Source organism: Comamonas aquatilis, assembly GCF_965139575.1.
Lineage (GTDB): Bacteria > Pseudomonadota > Gammaproteobacteria > Burkholderiales > Burkholderiaceae_C > Comamonas > Comamonas aquatilis.
Window position 1 is genome coordinate 279,671 of the sequence record NZ_CBCSIW010000002.1, and the last position, 18,909, is coordinate 298,579.

General features: G+C 60.9%; 11 protein-coding genes. 9 read left to right on the forward strand and 2 right to left on the reverse strand.

Translation table 11 applies throughout. The features are described 5' to 3' along the window. Window positions 1-159 precede the first annotated feature (159 nt). The 5 genes from ACNAZA_RS04315 (at window position 160) to ACNAZA_RS04335 (ending at window position 7,967) form a co-directional block, all read left to right on the forward strand. Complete coding sequence (locus tag ACNAZA_RS04315; protein WP_415795205.1) at window positions 160-3,039, forward strand: 2-oxoglutarate dehydrogenase E1 component; 2,880 nt, start codon at window positions 160-162, stop codon at window positions 3,037-3,039. Between the two features lie 62 nt (window positions 3,040-3,101). Then, the gene (gene odhB / locus ACNAZA_RS04320) at window positions 3,102-4,343 is read left to right on the forward strand and encodes a 2-oxoglutarate dehydrogenase complex dihydrolipoyllysine-residue succinyltransferase (RefSeq protein ID WP_415795207.1); all 1,242 of its coding nucleotides are present in this window, start codon (window positions 3,102-3,104) and stop codon (window positions 4,341-4,343) included. A gap of 101 nt (window positions 4,344-4,444) precedes the next feature. Beyond that, window positions 4,445-5,872: a dihydrolipoyl dehydrogenase gene (gene lpdA, locus ACNAZA_RS04325; RefSeq protein WP_415795208.1), complete on the forward strand. Its 1,428-nt coding sequence runs from the start codon at window positions 4,445-4,447 to the stop codon at window positions 5,870-5,872. A gap of 154 nt (window positions 5,873-6,026) precedes the next feature. Continuing rightward, window positions 6,027-7,124 carry a cell division protein ZapE gene (gene zapE, locus ACNAZA_RS04330; RefSeq protein ID WP_415795209.1) on the forward strand — a complete coding sequence of 366 codons (1,098 nt, stop codon included), beginning with the start codon at window positions 6,027-6,029 and terminating at the stop codon, window positions 7,122-7,124. 60 nt (window positions 7,125-7,184) lie between these two features. Then, complete coding sequence (locus ACNAZA_RS04335) at window positions 7,185-7,967, forward strand: hypothetical protein (protein ID WP_415795210.1); 783 nt, start codon at window positions 7,185-7,187, stop codon at window positions 7,965-7,967. A 199-nt stretch (window positions 7,968-8,166) separates the two neighbouring features. Here ACNAZA_RS04335 and ACNAZA_RS04340 read toward each other — a convergent pair whose 3' ends face one another. Continuing rightward, the gene (locus ACNAZA_RS04340; protein WP_415795211.1) at window positions 8,167-8,946 is read right to left on the reverse strand and encodes a PP2C family protein-serine/threonine phosphatase; all 780 of its coding nucleotides are present in this window, start codon (window positions 8,944-8,946) and stop codon (window positions 8,167-8,169) included. A gap of 110 nt (window positions 8,947-9,056) precedes the next feature. Here ACNAZA_RS04340 and ACNAZA_RS04345 point away from each other — a divergent pair, with 110 nt between their 5' ends. After that, window positions 9,057-11,105, forward strand: coding sequence for an ATP-dependent DNA helicase (locus ACNAZA_RS04345; protein ID WP_415795212.1), 2,049 nt, complete (start codon window positions 9,057-9,059; stop codon window positions 11,103-11,105). A gap of 70 nt (window positions 11,106-11,175) precedes the next feature. On the opposite strand, the gene ACNAZA_RS04350 is transcribed toward ACNAZA_RS04345, so the two are convergent. Beyond that, a complete protein-coding gene (locus tag ACNAZA_RS04350; protein ID WP_415795213.1) occupies window positions 11,176-11,970 on the reverse strand; it encodes an outer membrane protein assembly factor BamD in 795 nt (264 codons plus the stop codon). 227 nt (window positions 11,971-12,197) lie between these two features. On the opposite strand from ACNAZA_RS04350, the gene dnaE reads away from it, so the two are divergent. The 3 genes from dnaE (at window position 12,198) to clpA (ending at window position 18,758) form a co-directional block, all read left to right on the forward strand. After that, complete coding sequence (gene dnaE, locus ACNAZA_RS04355; protein WP_415795214.1) at window positions 12,198-15,740, forward strand: DNA polymerase III subunit alpha; 3,543 nt, start codon at window positions 12,198-12,200, stop codon at window positions 15,738-15,740. Between the two features lie 261 nt (window positions 15,741-16,001). Next, entirely contained in the window at window positions 16,002-16,370 is a 369-nt protein-coding gene (clpS, locus tag ACNAZA_RS04360; protein WP_120968148.1) for an ATP-dependent Clp protease adapter ClpS, read from the forward strand. Window positions 16,371-16,433: 63 nt separating this feature from the next. Continuing rightward, window positions 16,434-18,758, forward strand: coding sequence for an ATP-dependent Clp protease ATP-binding subunit ClpA (gene clpA / locus ACNAZA_RS04365; protein WP_415795215.1), 2,325 nt, complete (start codon window positions 16,434-16,436; stop codon window positions 18,756-18,758). The last annotated feature ends 151 nt before the right edge of the window (window positions 18,759-18,909 follow it).

Sequence of the window (18,909 nt, forward strand, 5' to 3'; positions counted from 1 at the left end):
GTCATTTACAAGAGTCGGGCATTGAACAGTGGCACAATGCCAGTCGCAAACTAAGGCCCTTCCCAGCCACAGTCGCATCCGCCAATCGGTACAGCCGTGTCGCGGGGGGTTCCACAACCAACTAATGCTTCCCTAAGGGAAGCGGAGGTCAGCGCAGAAATGAGCGATCAGTCAACGGTCTATAAAGCCTATCAAGGCAATACGTACCTCTTCGGCGGCAATGCGCCCTATGTCGAGGAAATGTATGAAAGCTATTTGTCCAATCCTGGCAGCGTGCCGGATTCGTGGCGCGAATACTTCGACGCATTGCAGCATGTGCCTGCAGTGGACGGAACAGATTCCAAGGACATTCCTCACCTGCCCGTGATCAATGCCTTTGCCGAGCGTGCAAAGCAAGGTGGCACCAAGGTGGTTGTGGCTTCCGGTGCCGACTCCGAACTGGGTCGCAAGCGCACTGCCGTGCAGCAGCTGATTGCTGCTTACCGCAACGTGGGTCAGCGCTGGGCCGATCTCGATCCTCTGAAGCGCACCGAGCGCCCTGAAATTCCCGAGCTGGAGCCTTCTTTCTATGGCTTCACCGATGCCGACCAGGAAGTGGTGTTCAACACCAGCAACACTTTCTTCGGCAAAGAGTCCATGACTCTGCGCGAGCTGCTCAACGCTCTGCGCGAAACCTACTGCGGCACCCTGGGCGTCGAGTACATGTATGCCACCGACCAGAACCAAAAGCGCTGGTGGCAGCAAAAGCTGGAGACCATTCGCTCCAAGCCCGCTTTCAATGCCGACGAGAAAAAGCGCATTCTGGATCGCCTGACCGCAGCCGAGGGGCTGGAGCGCTATCTGCATACCAAGTATGTGGGCCAGAAGCGCTTCTCGCTGGAAGGTGGTGAGTCCTTCATCGCTGCCATGGATGAGCTGATCAATTCCGCCAGCGCCAAGGGCGTGCAGGAAGTCGTGATCGGCATGGCCCACCGTGGCCGTCTGAACGTGCTGGTCAACACCCTGGGCAAGATGCCCAAGGACCTGTTTGCCGAGTTCGATCACACCGCTCCCGAAGACCTGCCTGCAGGTGACGTGAAGTATCACCAGGGTTTCAGCTCCGATGTGTCGGCCAAGGGTGGCCCCATGCACCTGTCGCTGGCCTTCAACCCCTCCCACCTGGAAATCGTCAACCCCGTGGTGGAAGGCTCGGTGCGCTCGCGCATGGATCGCCGCGATGACCCGCAAGGCAAGCAAGTGCTGCCCGTGCTGGTGCACGGTGATGCCGCTTTTGCCGGCCAGGGTGTGAACCAGGAAACCCTGGCGCTGTCCGAAACCCGTGGCTACACCACCGGTGGTACGGTTCACATCATCATCAACAACCAGATCGGTTTCACCACCTCTGACCCACGCGATCTGCGCTCGACCACGTATTGCACGGACATCGTGAAGATGGTCGAGTCGCCTGTGCTGCACGTCAACGGCGATGATCCCGAAGCCGTGTGCCTGGCCATGCAGATGGCCCTGGACTTCCGCATGGAGTTCTCCAAGGACGTGGTGCTGGACATCGTCTGCTTCCGCAAGCTGGGCCACAACGAGCAGGACACTCCCGCTCTGACACAGCCGCTGATGTACAAGAAGATTGCCGCTCACCCCGGCACGCGCAAGCTGTACGCAGACAAGCTGGCCACTCAAGGCCTGGGCGAAACCCTGGGCGACGACATGGCCAAGGCTTTCCGCGCTGCCATGGACGAAGGCCGTCACACCCAGGAGGTGGTGCTGACCAACTTCAAGAGCAAGTACGCCGTGGATTGGAGCCCCTTCATAGGCAAGCCCTGGACCGACGCTGGCGATACCGCTATTCCCTTGGCCGAGTGGAAGCGCCTGGCCGAGAAAATCACCACCTTGCCCGCCAGCGTGAACCCTCACGCTCTGGTCAAGAAGGTGTATGACGACCGCGCAGCCATGGGTCGTGGCGATGTCAACGTGGACTGGGGCATGGGCGAAACCATGGCTTTCGGTTCCCTCGTGGCTTCGGGCTATCCCGTGCGTCTGTCTGGCGAAGACAGCGGTCGCGGTACCTTCACCCACCGTCATGCCGTGATTCACGATCAAAAGCGTGAAAAGTGGGACGAAGGCACGTACATCCCTCTGCAAAACGTGGCCGACAACCAGGCTCCGTTTGTCGTGATCGACTCCATCCTGTCCGAAGAGGCAGTGCTGGGCTTCGAATACGGCTACGCGTCCAACGATCCCAACACCCTGGTGGTCTGGGAAGCCCAGTTCGGCGACTTCGCCAACGGCGCACAAGTGGTGATCGACCAGTTCATCGCCTCCGGTGAAGTCAAGTGGGGCCGCGTCAACGGCCTGACGTTGATGCTGCCTCACGGCTACGAAGGTCAAGGCCCAGAGCACAGCTCTGCCCGTCTGGAGCGCTTCATGCAGCTGGCCGCCGACGCCAACATGCAAGTGGTGCAGCCCACCACGGCCAGCCAGATCTTCCACATCCTGCGCCGCCAGATGGTTCGCAACCTGCGCAAGCCGCTGGTCATCATGACTCCCAAGTCGCTGCTGCGTAACAAGGATGCAACATCGCCTCTGTCCGAGTTCACCAATGGCAGCTTCCAGACCGTGATCCCCGAGCAGGACGCCGCCGTGGTCAAGAACGCCGACAAGGTCAAGCGCATCATTGCCTGTTCGGGCAAGGTGTACTACGACCTGGTCAAGAAGCGCACCGAGAAGGAAAGCAAGGACGTGGCCATCATCCGCGTCGAGCAGCTGTACCCCTTCCCGCACAAGGCATTTGCTGCCGAAGTGAAGAAGTACGCCAACGCCACCGATATCGTGTGGTGCCAGGATGAGCCTCAGAACCAGGGTGCCTGGTTCTTCATCCAGCACAACATTCACGAAAACATGCGTGAAGGCCAGAAGCTGGGCTACTCCGGTCGCGCTGCGTCCGCGTCGCCAGCTGTCGGTTACTCGCATCTGCACCAAGAGCAGCAAAAGGCTCTGGTGGAAGGCGCATTCGCCAAGCTCAAGGGTTTTGTACTGACAAAGTAAGTCTGTAAACCCATCTATTACGTCGTTACGTATCAGACAAAACACTTTTGGAAAGAATCAAAATGGCAATCGTTGAAGTCAAAGTTCCCCTGCTGTCCGAGTCCATCACGGAAGCCACCATGCTCACCTGGAAGAAGAAGGTGGGCGAGGCCGTCGCCATCGATGAAATCCTCATCGAAGTGGAAACCGACAAGGTGGTGCTCGAAGTGCCCGCCCCCGCTGCCGGCGTGATCGTTGAAATCGTGCAAGGCGACGGCGCAACCGTGGCCGCCGAACAGCTGATCGCCAAGATCGACACCGCTGCCGTGGCCGGTGCTCCCGCTCCCGCAGCAGCTCCTGCCGCCGCATCCGCTCCTGCCGCAGCCCCTGTGGCTGCCGCAGCGGCCGGTGCCGACAAGAGCGGTGTGGCCATGCCCGCTGCCGCCAAGATCCTGGCCGACAACAACCTGTCCGCCACCAATGTGGCTGGCACAGGCAAGGACGGCCGCGTGACCAAGGGCGACGCTCTGGGTGCCATCAAGGCTGGCGCTGCCATCCCCACCGGTGCTCCCAAGGCTGCTCTGCCCCAGGTGGCAGCTCCTGCCGGCAAGCAAGAACTGGGCGAGCGCCCAGAGCAGCGCGTGCCCATGACACGTCTGCGTGCCCGTATTGCCGAGCGTCTGCTGCAATCGCAAGCCACCAACGCCATCCTGACCACGTTCAACGAAGTGAACATGGCTCCCGTGATGGACATGCGCAAGAAGTTCCAGGACTCCTTCACCAAGGAACATGGCGTGAAGCTGGGCTTCATGTCCTTCTTCGTCAAGGCTGCCGTGCACGCCCTGAAGAAGTTCCCCGCAGTGAACGCTTCGATCGACGGCAACGACATCGTCTACCACGGTTACTTCGACATCGGTATCGCCGTGAGCTCGCCTCGCGGTCTGGTGGTGCCCATCCTGCGCAATGCAGACCAGATGAGCTTCGCCGAAATCGAAAAGAAGATTGCCGAATTCGGTCAGAAGGCCAAGGAAGGCAAGCTGGGCATTGAAGAAATGACCGGCGGTACTTTCTCCATCTCCAATGGCGGTACTTTCGGTTCGATGATGTCCACCCCCATCATCAACCCTCCTCAGTCCGCCATCCTGGGCGTGCACGCCACCAAGGACCGCGCTGTGGTCGAAAACGGTCAAGTCGTGGTTCGCCCCATGAACTACCTGGCCATGTCCTATGACCACCGCATCATCGACGGCCGCGAAGCCGTGCTGAGCCTGGTGGCCATGAAGGACGCGCTGGAAGATCCTTCCCGCCTGCTGTTCGATCTGTAATTCCTTACGGGTCCATCAAGCGAAAACCCACCCACGGCCCCTAGCCCAGCGGTGGGTTTTTTCAAGCACTGAACGCAAGAGCTTTAAAAGAGATTTGAGTCATGAGCAAGCAATTTGACGTCGTCGTGATCGGCGCAGGCCCCGGCGGCTATATCGCCGCCATCCGCGCTGCACAACTGGGTTTCAACGTCGCCTGTATCGACGAGTGGAAGAACGCCGCTGGCGGGGCTGCCCCTGGCGGCACCTGCACCAACGTGGGTTGCATTCCTTCCAAGGCGCTGCTGCAGTCTTCCGAGCATTTCGAGCATGCCAAGCTGCACTTTGCCGACCACGGCATCTCCACCGGCAAGGTCGAGATGGATGTGTCCAAGATGGTTGCCCGCAAGGAAGCCATCGTCAAGCAAAACAACGACGGCATCCTGTACCTGTTCAAGAAGAACAAGGTCACTTTCTTCCACGGCCGTGGCTCCTTCGTGAAGGCCGTTGACGGCGGCTACGAAATCAAGGTTGCCGGCAAGGAAGAAGAAGTCATCACCGGCAAGCAAATCGTGCTGGCCACCGGCTCCAACGCCCGTGCACTGCCTGGCGTGCCTTTCGATGAAGAGAACATCCTCTCCAACGACGGCGCTCTGAGCCTGGGCAAGGCCCCCAAGAAGCTGTGCCTGATCGGCGCTGGCGTGATCGGCCTGGAAATGGGTTCGGTCTGGCGCCGTCTGGGCACGGAAGTGACCGTGCTGGAAGGCATGGACAAGTTCCTGCCCGTGGTGGACGAGCAAATCGCCAAGGAAGCCAAGAAGGCTTTCGACAAGCAAGGTCTGAAGATCGAGCTGGGCGTGAAGGTCGGCGAAGTCAAGTCCGGCAAGAAGGGTGTGTCCATTGCCTACACCAACGCCAAGGGCGAAGCCCAGACGCTGGATGTGGACAAGCTGATCGTCTCGATCGGCCGCACTGCCAACACCATCGGCCTGAACGCTGAAGCCGTGGGCCTGGCCCTGGACGAGCGTGGCGCCATCGTGGTGGATGATCTGTGCAAGACCAGCCTGCCAGGCGTGTGGGCCGTGGGCGACGTGGTGCGTGGCCCCATGCTGGCCCACAAGGCCGAAGAAGAAGCTGTGGCCGTGGCCGAGCGCATCGCTGGCCAGCACGGTCATGTGAACTTCGCCACGCTGCCTAGCGTGATCTACACCAGCCCCGAAGTGGCATGGGTAGGCCGTACCGAGCAGCAACTGAAGGCCGACGGCGTCAAGTACAAGGCCGGCACTTTCCCCTTCCTGGCCAACGGCCGCGCGCGCGCCCTGGGCGACACGACCGGCATGGTCAAGTTCCTGGCCGATGCCGAGACCGATGAAATCCTGGGCGTGCACATGGTTGGCCCCATGGTGTCCGAGCTGATCTCCGAAGCCGTGGTGGCCATGGAGTTCAAGGCATCGTCTGAGGACATCGCCCGCATCTGCCACGCCCACCCCTCGCTGTCCGAATCCACCAAGGAAGCGGCTCTGGCTGTGGACAAGCGCACGCTGAACTTCTAAAGTTTCCTTCAGTCTTGCGCGCAGGCTTATGACATGGCTGTAATGTGCCCGCGCGCAAGCTGAGTTTCTTTTGAATTTCAAGTAAAAATGGCTGCCAGTGCTTATGAATAAAGCGCTTGCAGCTATTGTTTTTTGAGCATCTGGAGACGAGACGGTGAATGTAAAACAGGCCTACGAGGCAGAACTGGCGGCCAAAGGCTTTCAAAGTGACCCTGCGCAAATGCGTGCAGTGGAGGCGCTGCAGCGCTGCGCCGACGAGTGGGCCGTCTACAAGAACAAGCGCTCCAACGCGCTCAAGAAACTGCTCAACCACCCCGATCTGCCCCAGGGCGTTTACATGTATGGCGGGGTAGGGCGCGGCAAGAGCTTTCTGATGGAATGCTTTTTCAATGCCGTGCCCCTCAAACGCAAAGTGCGTTTGCACTTTCACGAATTCATGCGCGAAGTGCACCGCGAGATGCACCTCATGCAAGGCACGCAGAACCCGCTCGATGCGCTGGGTGCCAAGATTGCCAAGAAGTACAAGCTGATCTGCTTTGACGAGTTTCACGTCTCCGACATCACGGACGCCATGATTCTCTACAAGCTGCTGGAATCGCTGTTTGCCAATGGCGTGGGCTTTGTCACCACCTCCAACTTCACGCCCGACGGCCTGTACCCGGGTGGCCTGCACCGCGACCGCATCCTGCCGGCGATTGCGCTGCTCAAGGAGCGCATGGAAGTGATCAACGTGGACAACGGCACGGACTACCGCCGTCGCACGCTGGAGAGCGCCAAGCTCTATCACTGCCCGCTGGGTGCCGATGCCGATGCCGCGATGCAAGACACCTTCGATCATCTGGCCGAGGCCCATGATGAAGAGCCGGTGATGCAGATCGAAACCCGCAAGATTGCGGCCAAGCGTCGCGCCGGCGGCGTGATCTGGTTTGATTTCCGCGAGCTGTGCGCCGGCCCGCGTTCGCAAAACGACTACCTGGAAATTGCCACGCAATTCCATACCGTGCTGCTGTCCGATGTACCGCAGATGCATGTGAACATGGCTTCGGCGGCGCGGCGCTTCACCTTGCTGGTGGACGTGCTGTACGACCGCCACGTCAAGCTCATTCTCTCGGTGGCAGTGCCGCCCGAGCAGATTTACACCGAAGGCCCGCTGGCCCATGAATTCCCGCGCACGGTCTCGCGCCTCAACGAGATGCAGTCCAAGGAGTATTTGCAGCTGGAACGTCGCGTGGTGGATACCCGCCTGACTTGAAGGCGAAGCGGTGCCGACGCCTTAAGATGTCGGACCCGCTCAATGATGGATGGACGACTGATGGCCAAACGCACCCGTATGCCTCTTGTGAAACAAGCGCTGCTCAACAGCCTGGCCGCACTGCTGCTGGCCGGCACGGCTGGCGTTGCGGCAGCCCAGCCGCTGCCTGAGGCCAAGAGTGTCGGCATGCAGGCTCAGGACGCCGATAGCAAGGCCGCCAAGAAACTGGCCCAGGACCAAGCGCACGCGCAGTCCAGGGCCGAGCGTGAAGCCCAGCAAAAGGAAATCGCCCAGCAGCGCGCCATCATTGCCAAGCAGCAGACCGAGGCCCAAGCCCGCTGCTACCAGAAGTTTGCCGTGCAAGGCTGCCTGGAGGAGGCGGCCCGCGTGGCCCGCGAGCAGGATGCGCCGCTGCGCGCGCAGGAGCTGAAGATCAACGAGTCCGAGCGCCGCGAAAAAGCCGCCGATCGTCTGCAGGCCATTGAAGAGAAAAAAGCGGAAAAGGCCGCCACGCCCATGAAGAGCCAGCAGCGCGAACCCAAGGGCGCGCGCTCGGTACCTCAGCCCACAGGTGCTGGTGCTCAGCCGCCGGTGGACGAAGCGGCTGCCCAGGCCCAGCGCCAGAGCGAAGCCCAGCAGCGTGCCACCAGGCAGGCCGATTACGTGCGCCGCCACAATGAAGAAGTGAGCCGCCGCGAAGCCGACAATGCCCAGCGCTCGGCCAAGGCACGTGCCGATCACGATGCCAAGCTCAAAGCGGCAGCACAGCGCAAAGCCAAGGCCGAGCAGGCCGCCAGGGAGCGGACCAAGACGGCTGCTCCTCTGCCGCCGCCTGCCAACTGAGGGTGAAAAACCAAGGTGGTTCAGCCTTGGTTTTGCCGAGATAGCTCTCGAAAAAATAGCTGCTTGCGCTGATCAATCCAGTGATTCATGGCTTTTAGGAGCTGAATTCATTGAAGGAGGACCGCAAGCAGCTTTGTTTTTGATAGCGTGAGCCAGGATGGACGGCGCGCCAGGCTCCGCTGCTTCTCACCAAACCTGATCAGGTCGCTGGTTGGTCTGTCGGTGCTATCGCCACCAGCTTGAGCACGGCCAGCGACAGATTGTCGCCATGGCCACGGGCGCGGCTACGCGCCTTGTCGATCAGAAATTCCGTGGCTTCGCGCGGCGTCAGCGCGTTCAACACCGTGCCCAGCTCCTGCTGCGTGAAATAGTGCCAGACGCCGTCTGAGCAGGCCATCAGCGTCTCGCCGGGGCGCAGGGCCTCGATCACATGGTGCTCCATGGGCGGTGGTGCTTCCGTGCCCAGGCAGCCAAGCAAGATGTTGGACTGGGGGTGGTTGTTGGCCTGCTCCTCGCTCAGTTCGCCCCGAGTCACCAGGGCCTGTACATAGGAGTGATCCTTGGTGCGAAACAGCATCTGATCGCCGCAATAGTGATAGACGCGCGAGTCGCCCGAATGCACGATATGGCAGCGCCCGCTGGGCAGCATGACAAAGGCGGCAAAAGTGCTGTGCGGTTCTTGTTCGGAAGACATGGCCGTGAGGCGAATCACGGTGTGCGCATCCTGCACAATGGTGCGCAGCATGCGGCTGCAGTCTTCGGTCTGCGGATCAAACTGCTCGAACAGCTGGCGGGCCGTGAGCATCACCTGATCGGAGGCCTTGCGCCCGCCGCTGCGGCCGCCCATGCCGTCGGCGACCACACCTAAGACGCAGCCGTTGACACGCGGATGCGACATCAGCAACACCTGATCCTGCTGATATTCCCTGTCGCCGCGGTGTATGCCGGTCGAGGCCTGGATGCGAAAGTTGGAAGACATTGACGAGCTGGAGCAGTGCGCCAAGTGGGCGACTGCTAACGGTTGGAGATAGATAACGAAATAGCAGACGCAATTGTGCACTGCATCGTGAGGCGGAAAGCGTATTGGTTGTGAGTTCCCTGCAAAACGCCGTGCTGGCGGCATTTTCCCCCGATGGCAGCCTGTCCGTGGCCGAGCCCGGCTTCAGGCCGCGTGCCGGCCAGACGGCCATGGCAAGCGCGGTGGCCGAAGCCATTGAAAACCGGGAGGTGCTGGTGGTGGAGGCCGGCACCGGCGTGGGCAAGACCTATGCCTATCTGGTGCCGGCCTTGCTCAGCGGCCAGCGGCTGCTGGTCTCCACCGCAACCAAGGCCTTGCAGGATCAGCTGTTTGCCCGGGATCTGCCGCGTCTGGTGGGCGCTTTGGGGCTGCCGCTGCGCATGGCGCGCCTCAAGGGGCGCAGCAGCTATCTGTGCCTGGAGCGGCTGGAGCGCGTGCGCCAGGGCAAGACGGCGCCGCAAGACCCGCAGGTGCTGCGCGCCGTGGCCGCGGTGGAGCGCTGGTCCAAAATCACACGCACCGGAGATCTGGGCGAGCTGTCGGCACTCGACGAACGCTCGCCCGTGGTGCCGCTGGTCACTTCCACCAAGGACAACTGCGTGGGCTCCGACTGCGCCCATTGGCAGGACTGTCATGTGAACCTGGCCCGCCAGGAGGCCATGCAGGCCGATGTGGTCGTGATCAACCACCATCTGCTGTTTGCCGATATGGATGTGCGCGAATCCGGCGTGGCCCAGTTGCTGCCCAGCACCGGCGTGGTGGTGATAGACGAGGCCCATCAGCTCAACGATATCGGTGTGCAGTTTGCCGGCGAGACCCTGTCCAGCCAGCAGCTCATAGGCTATGCCCGCGATGTGCTGCGCAGTACCAGCGTGCATGCACGCGGCATGGCGGACTGGCTGGTGCTGTGCGCCACGCTGGAGCAGGCCATGCGCGAGCTGCGCCTGCAGGCCGGCAAGCCCCCGGTAGGCGGCCGTCTGCCCTGGCAGGGTGTGACGCCCCAGGGCCTGGATGCACAGCGCTGGCGTGCGGCCCTGGTGCACCTGGGCCAGAGCCTGCGTGCCTTGCTCACGCCGCTGGCCGTCATGGAGGCCATGGCCGCCGATCTGCAGCGTGTCTATGAGCGCGGTGCCGAGCTGCTCACCCGCCTGGCGCGCTTTGCGGCCGCTGCCGATGAAGACTGCGTGCGCTGGCTGGAGGTGGGTACCCAGCAGCTGCGCATGCTGGAGTCGCCTCTGAGCATTGCCCGCATCATGCGGGAGCGTTTGCTGGGCCGGGTTCTGGATGAAGAAAATCATAGCGATCAGCGTAATCTGGACAAGGGCGCTAGCTGGATTTTTACTTCGGCCACCCTGGGACGGGATGCGCAGCTGAGCTGGTTTGTCGAGCCCTGCGGGCTGCGCGGCGCGCGGGTGCTCAAGGTGGACAGCCCGTTCGACTACCCGCGCCAGGCCGGGCTGTACATACCTCAGCCCTTTGCTGCGGCTGGCAGCGCCCAGCACAGCCAGCAGGTGGCACAGCTGGCGCTGGACGGTGCCCAGCGCCTGGGTGGGCGCACCCTGGTGCTGACCACCACCTTGAAGGCGCTGAACAGCATCAGTGCGGCCTTGCGCAATGGCCTGGGCCTTTTTGGCGAGCTGGAGGTGCTGGTGCAGGGCGAGGCGCCCAAGCTGGCGCTGATTCAGCGCTTTATGGCGGCCGGGGCCGCGCCGCAGGCGCCGTCGGCGCGGGGCTGCATTCTGGTGGCTTCGGCCACATTCTGGGAGGGTGTGGATTTGCCCGGCGACGTGCTGCAACTGGTGGTCATAGACAAGCTGCCGTTTCCGCCGCCCGATGATCCGCTGGTCGAGGCCCGCTCACGGCAGCTGCAGAGTGTGGGTCGCCACGCTTTTCAGGATTACATGCTGCCCGAGGCTGCCATGGCGCTCAAGCAGGGGGCAGGGCGGCTGATTCGCAGCGAGACCGATCAGGGTGTGCTGGCGGTGTGTGATGCCAGGCTGGCCACCATGGCTTACGGCGCCGAGCTGGTGGCTGCGCTGCCGCCCATGCAGTTGCTGCTCAGCCAGGGCGAGTTCGAAGCCAGGCTGGAGGCTCTGGCGCAGCGGCGCGACAAGGCTTGAATAGGGTCCATAAAAAAAGGATACGCATGGCGTATCCTTTTTTACTTTTTGAGGCTCAAGCCGGCAGGTCTTACCAGAGCTTCCACCAGGTCTTGGTCTTGTCGCCGCTGAGCTTGAGTTCAGAGTCGTCCTTGAAGGTGCTCTTCATCACGCGGTCTGCGTCATCGCGCAGCTGGGTCATGCCCAGCGCATCGTAGGATTTGACCAGAATCACCATGGCATCGCGCACGGCGGGCACGCCCTGGTAGTCCTTGATGGCGCTCTGGGCGCGGGCGATGGCGGCCACGTAAGCGCCGCGCTCATAGTAGTAGCGGGCCACGTGGGCCTCGTATTGCGCCAGCGAGTTCACGATGTACTGCATGCGCTGGCGCGAATCCTCGGCGTACTTGGATTCGGGAAAGCGCGTCACCAGCTCGCGGAAGGATTCGAACGAATCCTTGGCTGCCTTCTGGTCGCGCTCGGACAGATCCTGGCGGGTGAACCAGGAGAACAGGCCCAGGTTGTCGTTGAAGTTGACCAGACCCTTGAGGTAGAGGGCGTAATCCAGGGCCGGGCTGGCGGGGTGCAGCTTCATGAAGCGATCAAGCGTGGCCGTGGCCTGCACTTTTTCGCCGCTCTTGTACTGCGCATAGGCTTTGTCCAGCTGGGCTTGCTGGGCCAGCGGCGTGCCTGCGGCACGGCCTTCGAGCTTTTCGAACAGCGGCACGGCCTTGTCGTAGGCGCCGGAGGAGGACTCTTCGCGCGCTTCGGTGTAGATGCGATCGGGTGTCCACTTGGCCGTCGGGTCCTCCTTGGTGTTTGCGCAGCCTGCCAGCACGGCGGCAACCAACACGGCGGGGACAAGAGTCAGTGAAATACGCGGCATGGTGGACAGTTTTCTAACAATCATTAGCTGTATGAGAAGACATGCTGGGCAGCTGCTGCTGCATGGTTTGGCACGACGTTGGATCGCACACCATACACCAGCGCGCTGGAGGCACCCTTGAAAAAGGAATCGAAGCATTGTAATGGGCGCGCCGAAGCAGGTTGAGACTTTGGGCTTCAGAAGCATTGAGCCCGCAAGGACGAAGCGGGCTTTCTACAATAGCGCCCATGTTTGTCCATTTGCGCCTGCACACCGAATTTTCCGTCGTGGACGGAACCAACCGCATCAATGCCACGATCAAGGCCGCTGCCGAAGACGGGCAGGTGGCCTTGGCCATCACCGACTTCAACAGTCTGTTTGGCGGTATCAAGTTCTACCGGGAAGGCCGCTCCAAGGGTGTCAAGCCTTTGCTGGGTGCGGAAATCGTGATGGAAGGCATCAACGGTGCGCCGGCCTCTCGCATCATCGTGCTGGTGCAGAGCAAGCTTGGCTATCACAACCTCTGTGAGTTGCTGGCCCGTGGCTGGACGCGCGGCGTGGTACGCGATCAGGCACAGCACAGCTGGGAATGGCTGCAGGAGTTGGGCGAGGGCATGATTGTGCTGTCGGGCGCGCAGGCCGGGCCGGTGGGCATTGCCTTGACGCGCGGTGACGATAAAGGCGCGGCCGAGATTGCCCAGCGTCTGGCGGGTATGTTTCCTCACCGTTTTTTCATGGAGTTGCAGCGCGCAGGCCGCGCCGATGATGAATCCCATGTGCTGGCCGCCGTCAAGCTGGCCAGCCGCCTGAATCTGCCCGTGGTGGCCACCCACCCCTTGCAGTTCTTCAAGCCCGATGACTACGAATCGCATGAGGCGCGGGTCTGTATTGCCGAGGGCGAAATTCTGGGCAATGCCAAGCGGGTGCGCAAATTTACGCGCGAGCAGTATTTCAAGACGGCCGAGCAGATGAAGGCACTGTTTGCCGACATTCCCAGTGCCATCGAGAACACGGTGGAAATTGCGCGCCGCTGCAACCTGACTCTGGTACTGGGCGAGCCGCAGCTGCCCAATTTCCCGATTCCTGACGGCCTGACCATGGAGCAGTTCTTCCGTCAGGAGTCCTTTGAAGGGCTGGAAGAGCGTCTGAGTCATCTGTATCCCGACGTTGCCAAGCGCGATGCCCAGCGTCCGCGTTACGTGGAGCGGCTGGAGTTCGAGCTGGGCACCATCATGAAGATGGGCTTTCCCGGCTACTTTCTCATCGTGTCGGACTTTATCAAGTGGGCCAAGGCCAACGGCTGCCCCGTGGGCCCGGGCCGGGGCTCGGGTGCCGGCTCGCTGGTGGCCTATGTGCTGAAAGTGACCGATCTGGATCCGCTGGAATACAACCTGCTGTTCGAGCGTTTCCTGAATCCCGAGCGTGTGTCCATGCCCGACTTCGACATCGACTTTTGCCAGGGCAATCGCGACCGGGTCATCGACTATGTGAAGGACAAGTACGGTCGCAATGCGGTCAGCCAGATTGCCACCTTCGGCACCATGGCGGCGCGGGCGGCGATTCGCGACGTGGGCCGTGTCATGGACATGAGCTATATGTTCGTCGACGGCATCTCCAAGCTCATTCCCAACAAGCCAGGCCTGCACGTCACCCTCAAGTACCCGCCCAATCCGCCCAAGGAAGGCGACAAGTACACCTATGCCATCAAGGAAGAGCCGATTCTGGCCGAGCGCATAGAGAAGGAAGAAGACGTCAAGACCATCATCGAGATGGCGCAAAAGCTCGAAGGCATGTGCCGCAACATCGGCATGCACGCCGGTGGCGTGGTGATTGCGCCGGGCAAGCTGGCCGATTTCTGTCCGCTGTACCAGCAGCCGGGCAGCACCTCGGCGGTGGCCATGTACGACAAGGATGACGTGGAGCTGGTGGGTCTGGTCAAGTTCGACTTCTTGGGTCTGGCCACGCTCACCATTCTGGAGATTGCGCGCGAATTCATCATGAAGCGCCACAAGGGCCAGGAGAACTTCCAGTTCGAGAATATTCCGCTGGACGACTACCCCACCTACAAGCTGTTCTCCGACGGCAAGACCGAAGCGGTATTCCAGTTTGAATCGCGCGGCATGCAGCAGATGCTCAAAGAGGCCAAGCCTTCGCGTCTGGAAGACCTGATTGCCCTGAACGCCTTGTACCGCCCGGGTCCCATGGATCTGATTCCCAGCTTCATCGCCCGCAAGCACGGGCAGGAAGTGGTGGAGTACCCGCATCCGCTGGTGGAAAAAGTGCTGGCCGAGACCTACGGCATCATGGTCTATCAGGAGCAGGTGATGCAGACCGCCCAGGTGCTGGGCGGCTACAGCCTGGGTGGTGCCGACTTGTTGCGCCGCGCCATGGGCAAGAAAAAAGTCGAGGAAATGGCCAAGCACCGGATGATCTTTCGGGAAGGTGCGGCCAAGAACGGCTTGAACGAGACCAAGGCCGACGAAGTTTTCGACTTGATGGAGAAGTTCGCGGGCTACGGCTTCAACAAGTCGCACGCGGCTGCCTATTCGCTCTTGGCCTATCACACGGGCTGGCTCAAGGTCCATTTCACGGCTGAGTTCTACTGCGGCAATATGACCGTGGAAATGGACAACACCGACAAGCTCAAGGTGCTATACGAAGATGCGCTCAAGATGGGCATTACCTTCGAGCTGCCCGATGTGAACCGCGGAGTGCATCGCTTTGAGCCCGTGACCGACAAAGTCATACGTTATGGGCTTGGAGCCATCAAGGGGACTGGGCAAGCTGCTATCGAGGCGATAGTGGCCGCCCGCAACGGCGAAGGCACGGGCCCCAACGGTCACGAAAAAGGCCCGTTCAAGAGCCTGTTCGACTTCTGCCTGCGCGTGGACCGGGCTCGCATCAACAAGCGCACGCTGGAGGCGCTGATCAAGGCCGGTGCCTTTGACAACATCGACATGAACCGCGCGTCGCTGCTGGCTTCGGTGGATGTGGCTTTCGGCTTTGCTTCCACCTCGATTGCCAACGCCAATCAGGGCGGCCTGTTCGACATGATGGGCGACGATGCCGTGGGCTCCAGCACGGCCGAGCCGCCGCTGGCCGATGCCTTGCCCTGGGGCGTGAAGGAAAAGCTCACGCTGGAAAAAACCGCGGTGGGCTTTTACCTGACCGGGCATCTGTTTGACGAAGTCGAGGCCGAGGTGCGCCGCTTTGTGCGCACGCCGATTGGCGAGATGCGCGACAGCCGCGAGCCGCAGACCATGGCGGGCATTCTGAGCGGTTTTCGCACCATCAACGGTCAGCGCGGCAAGCTGGGCATCTTCACGCTGGACGACAAATCCGGCGTCATCGAAGCCTCGGCCGACGAGAAAGTGCTCAATGCCTGCAAGGACTTGATCAAGGACGATGAGTTCGTGGTGGTCTCGGGCCGCTTGCAGCCCGACCGTTTCAGTGGCGGACTGCGCATGAAGGTGCAGCAGATGTGGAGCCTGGCCGATGCGCGCTGCCGTTACGCCCGCTATCTGCAGATCAGCGTGGGCGAGGGGGCGGAGCAGATGCCCGATGTGCCCAAGCTGCTGCGCCAGTTTCCGGCCAAGGTGCAGGAGACGGAAACCGGCCCGCTCACCCATGGCATGAAGGTGCGCCTGGGCCTGATCTGCGCGGACGACCGAGGCTCGGCCAGTTGCGAGCTGGCGCTGGGCGATGCCAGCCGTTTCTACCCCTCGGATGAAGCGCTGGCGGCCTGGTATGCCGAGGCAGGGTTGGCCCAGGTCAAGGTGATTTACGAGTAAGCGCGCGGCGCCCGTCAGTGCCCCTGGCACCCACCGTCTCGGAGTCTGTGCTCCCAAGGCTGTGGGTGCTTTTTCATGGGTGCAGCCCTCCTACAGCATTCACAATTTTTTGCTTACTAAAAATCGTAGCGGTAAGCGCTTGCACTACAAAGGCTGGAGTGGAAAATAAAGCATAAATCTCGCTTTATGCGAATCCAGTCTTGAAATCCCTAACATCGCTATGCATATGCCAGCGCAAAAACACCGCAATCGCTCGCTAGAATGGTTTTCATGGCAACTCAACCCCCATCAATTCCCCCGGTAGTCCCTGGAGTCAGGAATACGCCTGACGAAGGCGGCTCCCTGGTGCTGGAGAGACGCCGCCAGCGCCTGCAGCCGCCGCGCATGTATCAGGTCGTGATGCTCAATGATGATTTCACGCCCATGGAGTTTGTCATCGTCGTGTTACAGGAGTTTTTCGGCAAGAACCGTGAAGCGGCCACCCAAATCATGCTCAAAATTCATCTCGATGGACGAGGCGTCTGCGGTGTCTTTTCCCAAGACGTAGCCGCCACCAAGGTCGAGCAAGTGCACCAGGCAGCCCATAAAGCGGGCCACCCATTGCAAGCCACATTTGAGCCTGTTGAATAAATGCTGGATGCCCTCAAATAAGGTATCAGTCAGTAATCCCTAGCAAGCCGAAAGGAGTCGCACATGATCGCTCAAGAACTGGAAGTCAGCTTGCACATGGCTTTTGTTGAAGCCCGTCAGCAGCGCCACGAGTTCATCACCGTGGAGCATTTGCTGCTGGCGCTGCTGGACAACCCCAGTGCCGCGGAGGTGCTGCGCGCGTGCTCCGCCAACATTGATGATCTGCGCTCGTCACTGTCCAATTTCATCAAGGACAACACCCCACAGGTCGACGGGACCGATGAGGTGGATACCCAACCCACGCTGGGCTTTCAGCGTGTGATTCAACGCGCCATCATGCATGTGCAATCCACAGGCAATGGCAAGAAGGAAGTGACGGGCGCCAATGTGCTCGTGGCCATCTTCGGCGAAAAAGATTCCCATGCCGTGTACTACCTGCACCAGCAGGGCGTGACGCGCCTGGACGTGGTCAACTACATTGCCCACGGCATCAAGAAGGGCGAACCGCCCGAGCCCGCCAAGTCCGAATCGCCGTCCGAAGGCGAAGAGGGCTCGTCCGGCGAGCGCAACGAGAAAGCCTCGCCGCTGGAGCAGTTCACGCTCAACCTGAACGTGGCCGCCAAGGAAGGCAAGATCGATCCGCTGATCGGCCGCGAGTACGAGGTCGAACGCACGATCCAGATTCTGTGCCGTCGCCGTAAGAACAACCCGCTGCTGGTGGGTGAAGCCGGTGTGGGCAAGACGGCGATTGCCGAAGGTCTGGCATGGCGCATCACCGAAGGCACGGTGCCCGATGTGCTCAAGGACGGCGTGGTCTATTCGCTGGACATGGGCGCACTGCTGGCCGGCACCAAGTACCGCGGCGATTTCGAGCAGCGTCTGAAAGGCGTGCTCAAGTCGCTCAAGGACAAGCCGCATGCAATTTTGTTCATCGACGAAATCCATACGCTGATCGGTGCCGGTGCGGCATCGGGCGGCACGCTGGATGCATCCAACCTCTTGAAGCCTGCGCTGTCCAGCGGCCAGCTGCGCTGCATTGGCGCGACCACCTTCACGGAATACCGTGGCATCTTCGAAAAAGATGCGGCCTTGTCGCGCCGATTCCAGAAGGTGGATGTGGTCGAGCCCACGGTGCCGGAAACCGTGGACATCCTCAAGGGCCTCAAATCCCGCTTTGAAGAGCACCACGGCGTGAAATACGCTGCCGAAGCCCTGCAGGCTGCTGCCGAGCTGTCTGCCAAGTACATCAATGACCGCCATCTGCCCGACAAGGCGATTGACGTGATTGACGAGGCGGGCGCCGCTCAGCGTATTGCCAAGGTCGAACTGCGCAAGGAGATCATCGGCAAGGCCGAGATCGAAGCCATCGTGGCAAAAATAGCCCGTATTCCGCCGGCCAATGTCAGCAACGATGACCGCAGCAAGCTGCAGACGCTGGAGCGTGACTTGAAGAGCGTGGTGTTCGGCCAGGACAAGGCGCTGGACGTGCTGGCGGCCAGCGTGAAGATGGCGCGCTCGGGTCTGGGCAAGCCGGACAAGCCGATTGGCTCCTTCCTGTTCTCCGGCCCCACGGGCGTCGGCAAGACGGAAGCCGCCAAGCAGCTGGCCTATATCCTGGGCGTGGACCTGATCCGCTTCGACATGTCCGAGTACATGGAGCGCCATGCGGTGTCGCGCCTGATCGGTGCGCCTCCGGGCTATGTGGGCTTTGACCAGGGTGGCCTCTTGACCGAAGCCATCACCAAGAAGCCGCATTCGGTGCTGCTGCTCGATGAAATCGAGAAAGCGCATCCGGACATCTTCAACGTGCTGCTGCAGGTCATGGACCACGGCACGCTGACGGACAACAACGGACGCAAGGCCGACTTCCGCAACGTGATCATCATCATGACCACCAATGCGGGTGCCGAGACCATGAACAAGGCCACCATCGGTTTCACGAATCCGCGTGAAGCCGGCGATGAAATGGCCGATATCAAGCGTCTGTTCACGCCCGAGTTCCGCAACCGTCTGGACGCCATCGTCAGCTTCAAGCCGCTCGATGAGCAGATCATCCTGCGCGTGGTGGACAAGTTCCTGCTGCAACTGGAGCAACAGCTGGCCGAGAAGAAGGTGGAAGTCACCTTCACCGATGGCTTGCGCAAGCATCTGGCCAAGAAGGGCTTTGATCCGCTCATGGGCGCACGCCCCATGCAGCGTCTGATTCAGGACACCATCCGCCGCTCGCTGGCCGATGAGCTGCTGTTTGGCCGTCTGGTCAACGGCGGTCGCCTGGAAGTGGATTGGGACGATGCCGCCAACGAAGGCAAGGGCGACATCAACCTGGCCATTACCGAGCTGCCCATGGACACGCCCAAGTCCGAGCCCGAAAACGCCGTGGCTGAATAATCCGCAGCTTTGGATAACAAAAGCCGACAGTGTCAAAGCTGTCGGCTTTTTCTTTGGGCCAATTTGTTTTGATAGCTGCTGGCGCTTTTCTCGTCTGGGTTCTGGGTCAGGTGTGAGCTGAAATCGAATACATACCAGTGGTAGTAGCTAT

Excerpts from the sequence above, each read along its gene's own strand:
- ACNAZA_RS04315 (WP_415795205.1), top strand. The coding sequence starts at position 160 with ATGAGCGATCAGTCAACGGTCTATAAAGCCTATCAAGGCAATACGTAC.
- odhB (WP_415795207.1), top strand. The coding sequence starts at position 3,102 with ATGGCAATCGTTGAAGTCAAAGTTCCCCTGCTGTCCGAGTCCATCACG.
- lpdA (WP_415795208.1), top strand. The coding sequence starts at position 4,445 with ATGAGCAAGCAATTTGACGTCGTCGTGATCGGCGCAGGCCCCGGCGGC.
- ACNAZA_RS04335 (WP_415795210.1), top strand. The coding sequence starts at position 7,185 with ATGGCCAAACGCACCCGTATGCCTCTTGTGAAACAAGCGCTGCTCAAC.
- ACNAZA_RS04340 (WP_415795211.1), bottom strand. The coding sequence starts at position 8,946 with ATGTCTTCCAACTTTCGCATCCAGGCCTCGACCGGCATACACCGCGGC.
- ACNAZA_RS04350 (WP_415795213.1), bottom strand. The coding sequence starts at position 11,970 with ATGCCGCGTATTTCACTGACTCTTGTCCCCGCCGTGTTGGTTGCCGCC.
- dnaE (WP_415795214.1), top strand. The coding sequence starts at position 12,198 with ATGTTTGTCCATTTGCGCCTGCACACCGAATTTTCCGTCGTGGACGGA.
- clpS (WP_120968148.1), top strand. The coding sequence starts at position 16,002 with ATGGTTTTCATGGCAACTCAACCCCCATCAATTCCCCCGGTAGTCCCT.
- clpA (WP_415795215.1), top strand. The coding sequence starts at position 16,434 with ATGATCGCTCAAGAACTGGAAGTCAGCTTGCACATGGCTTTTGTTGAA.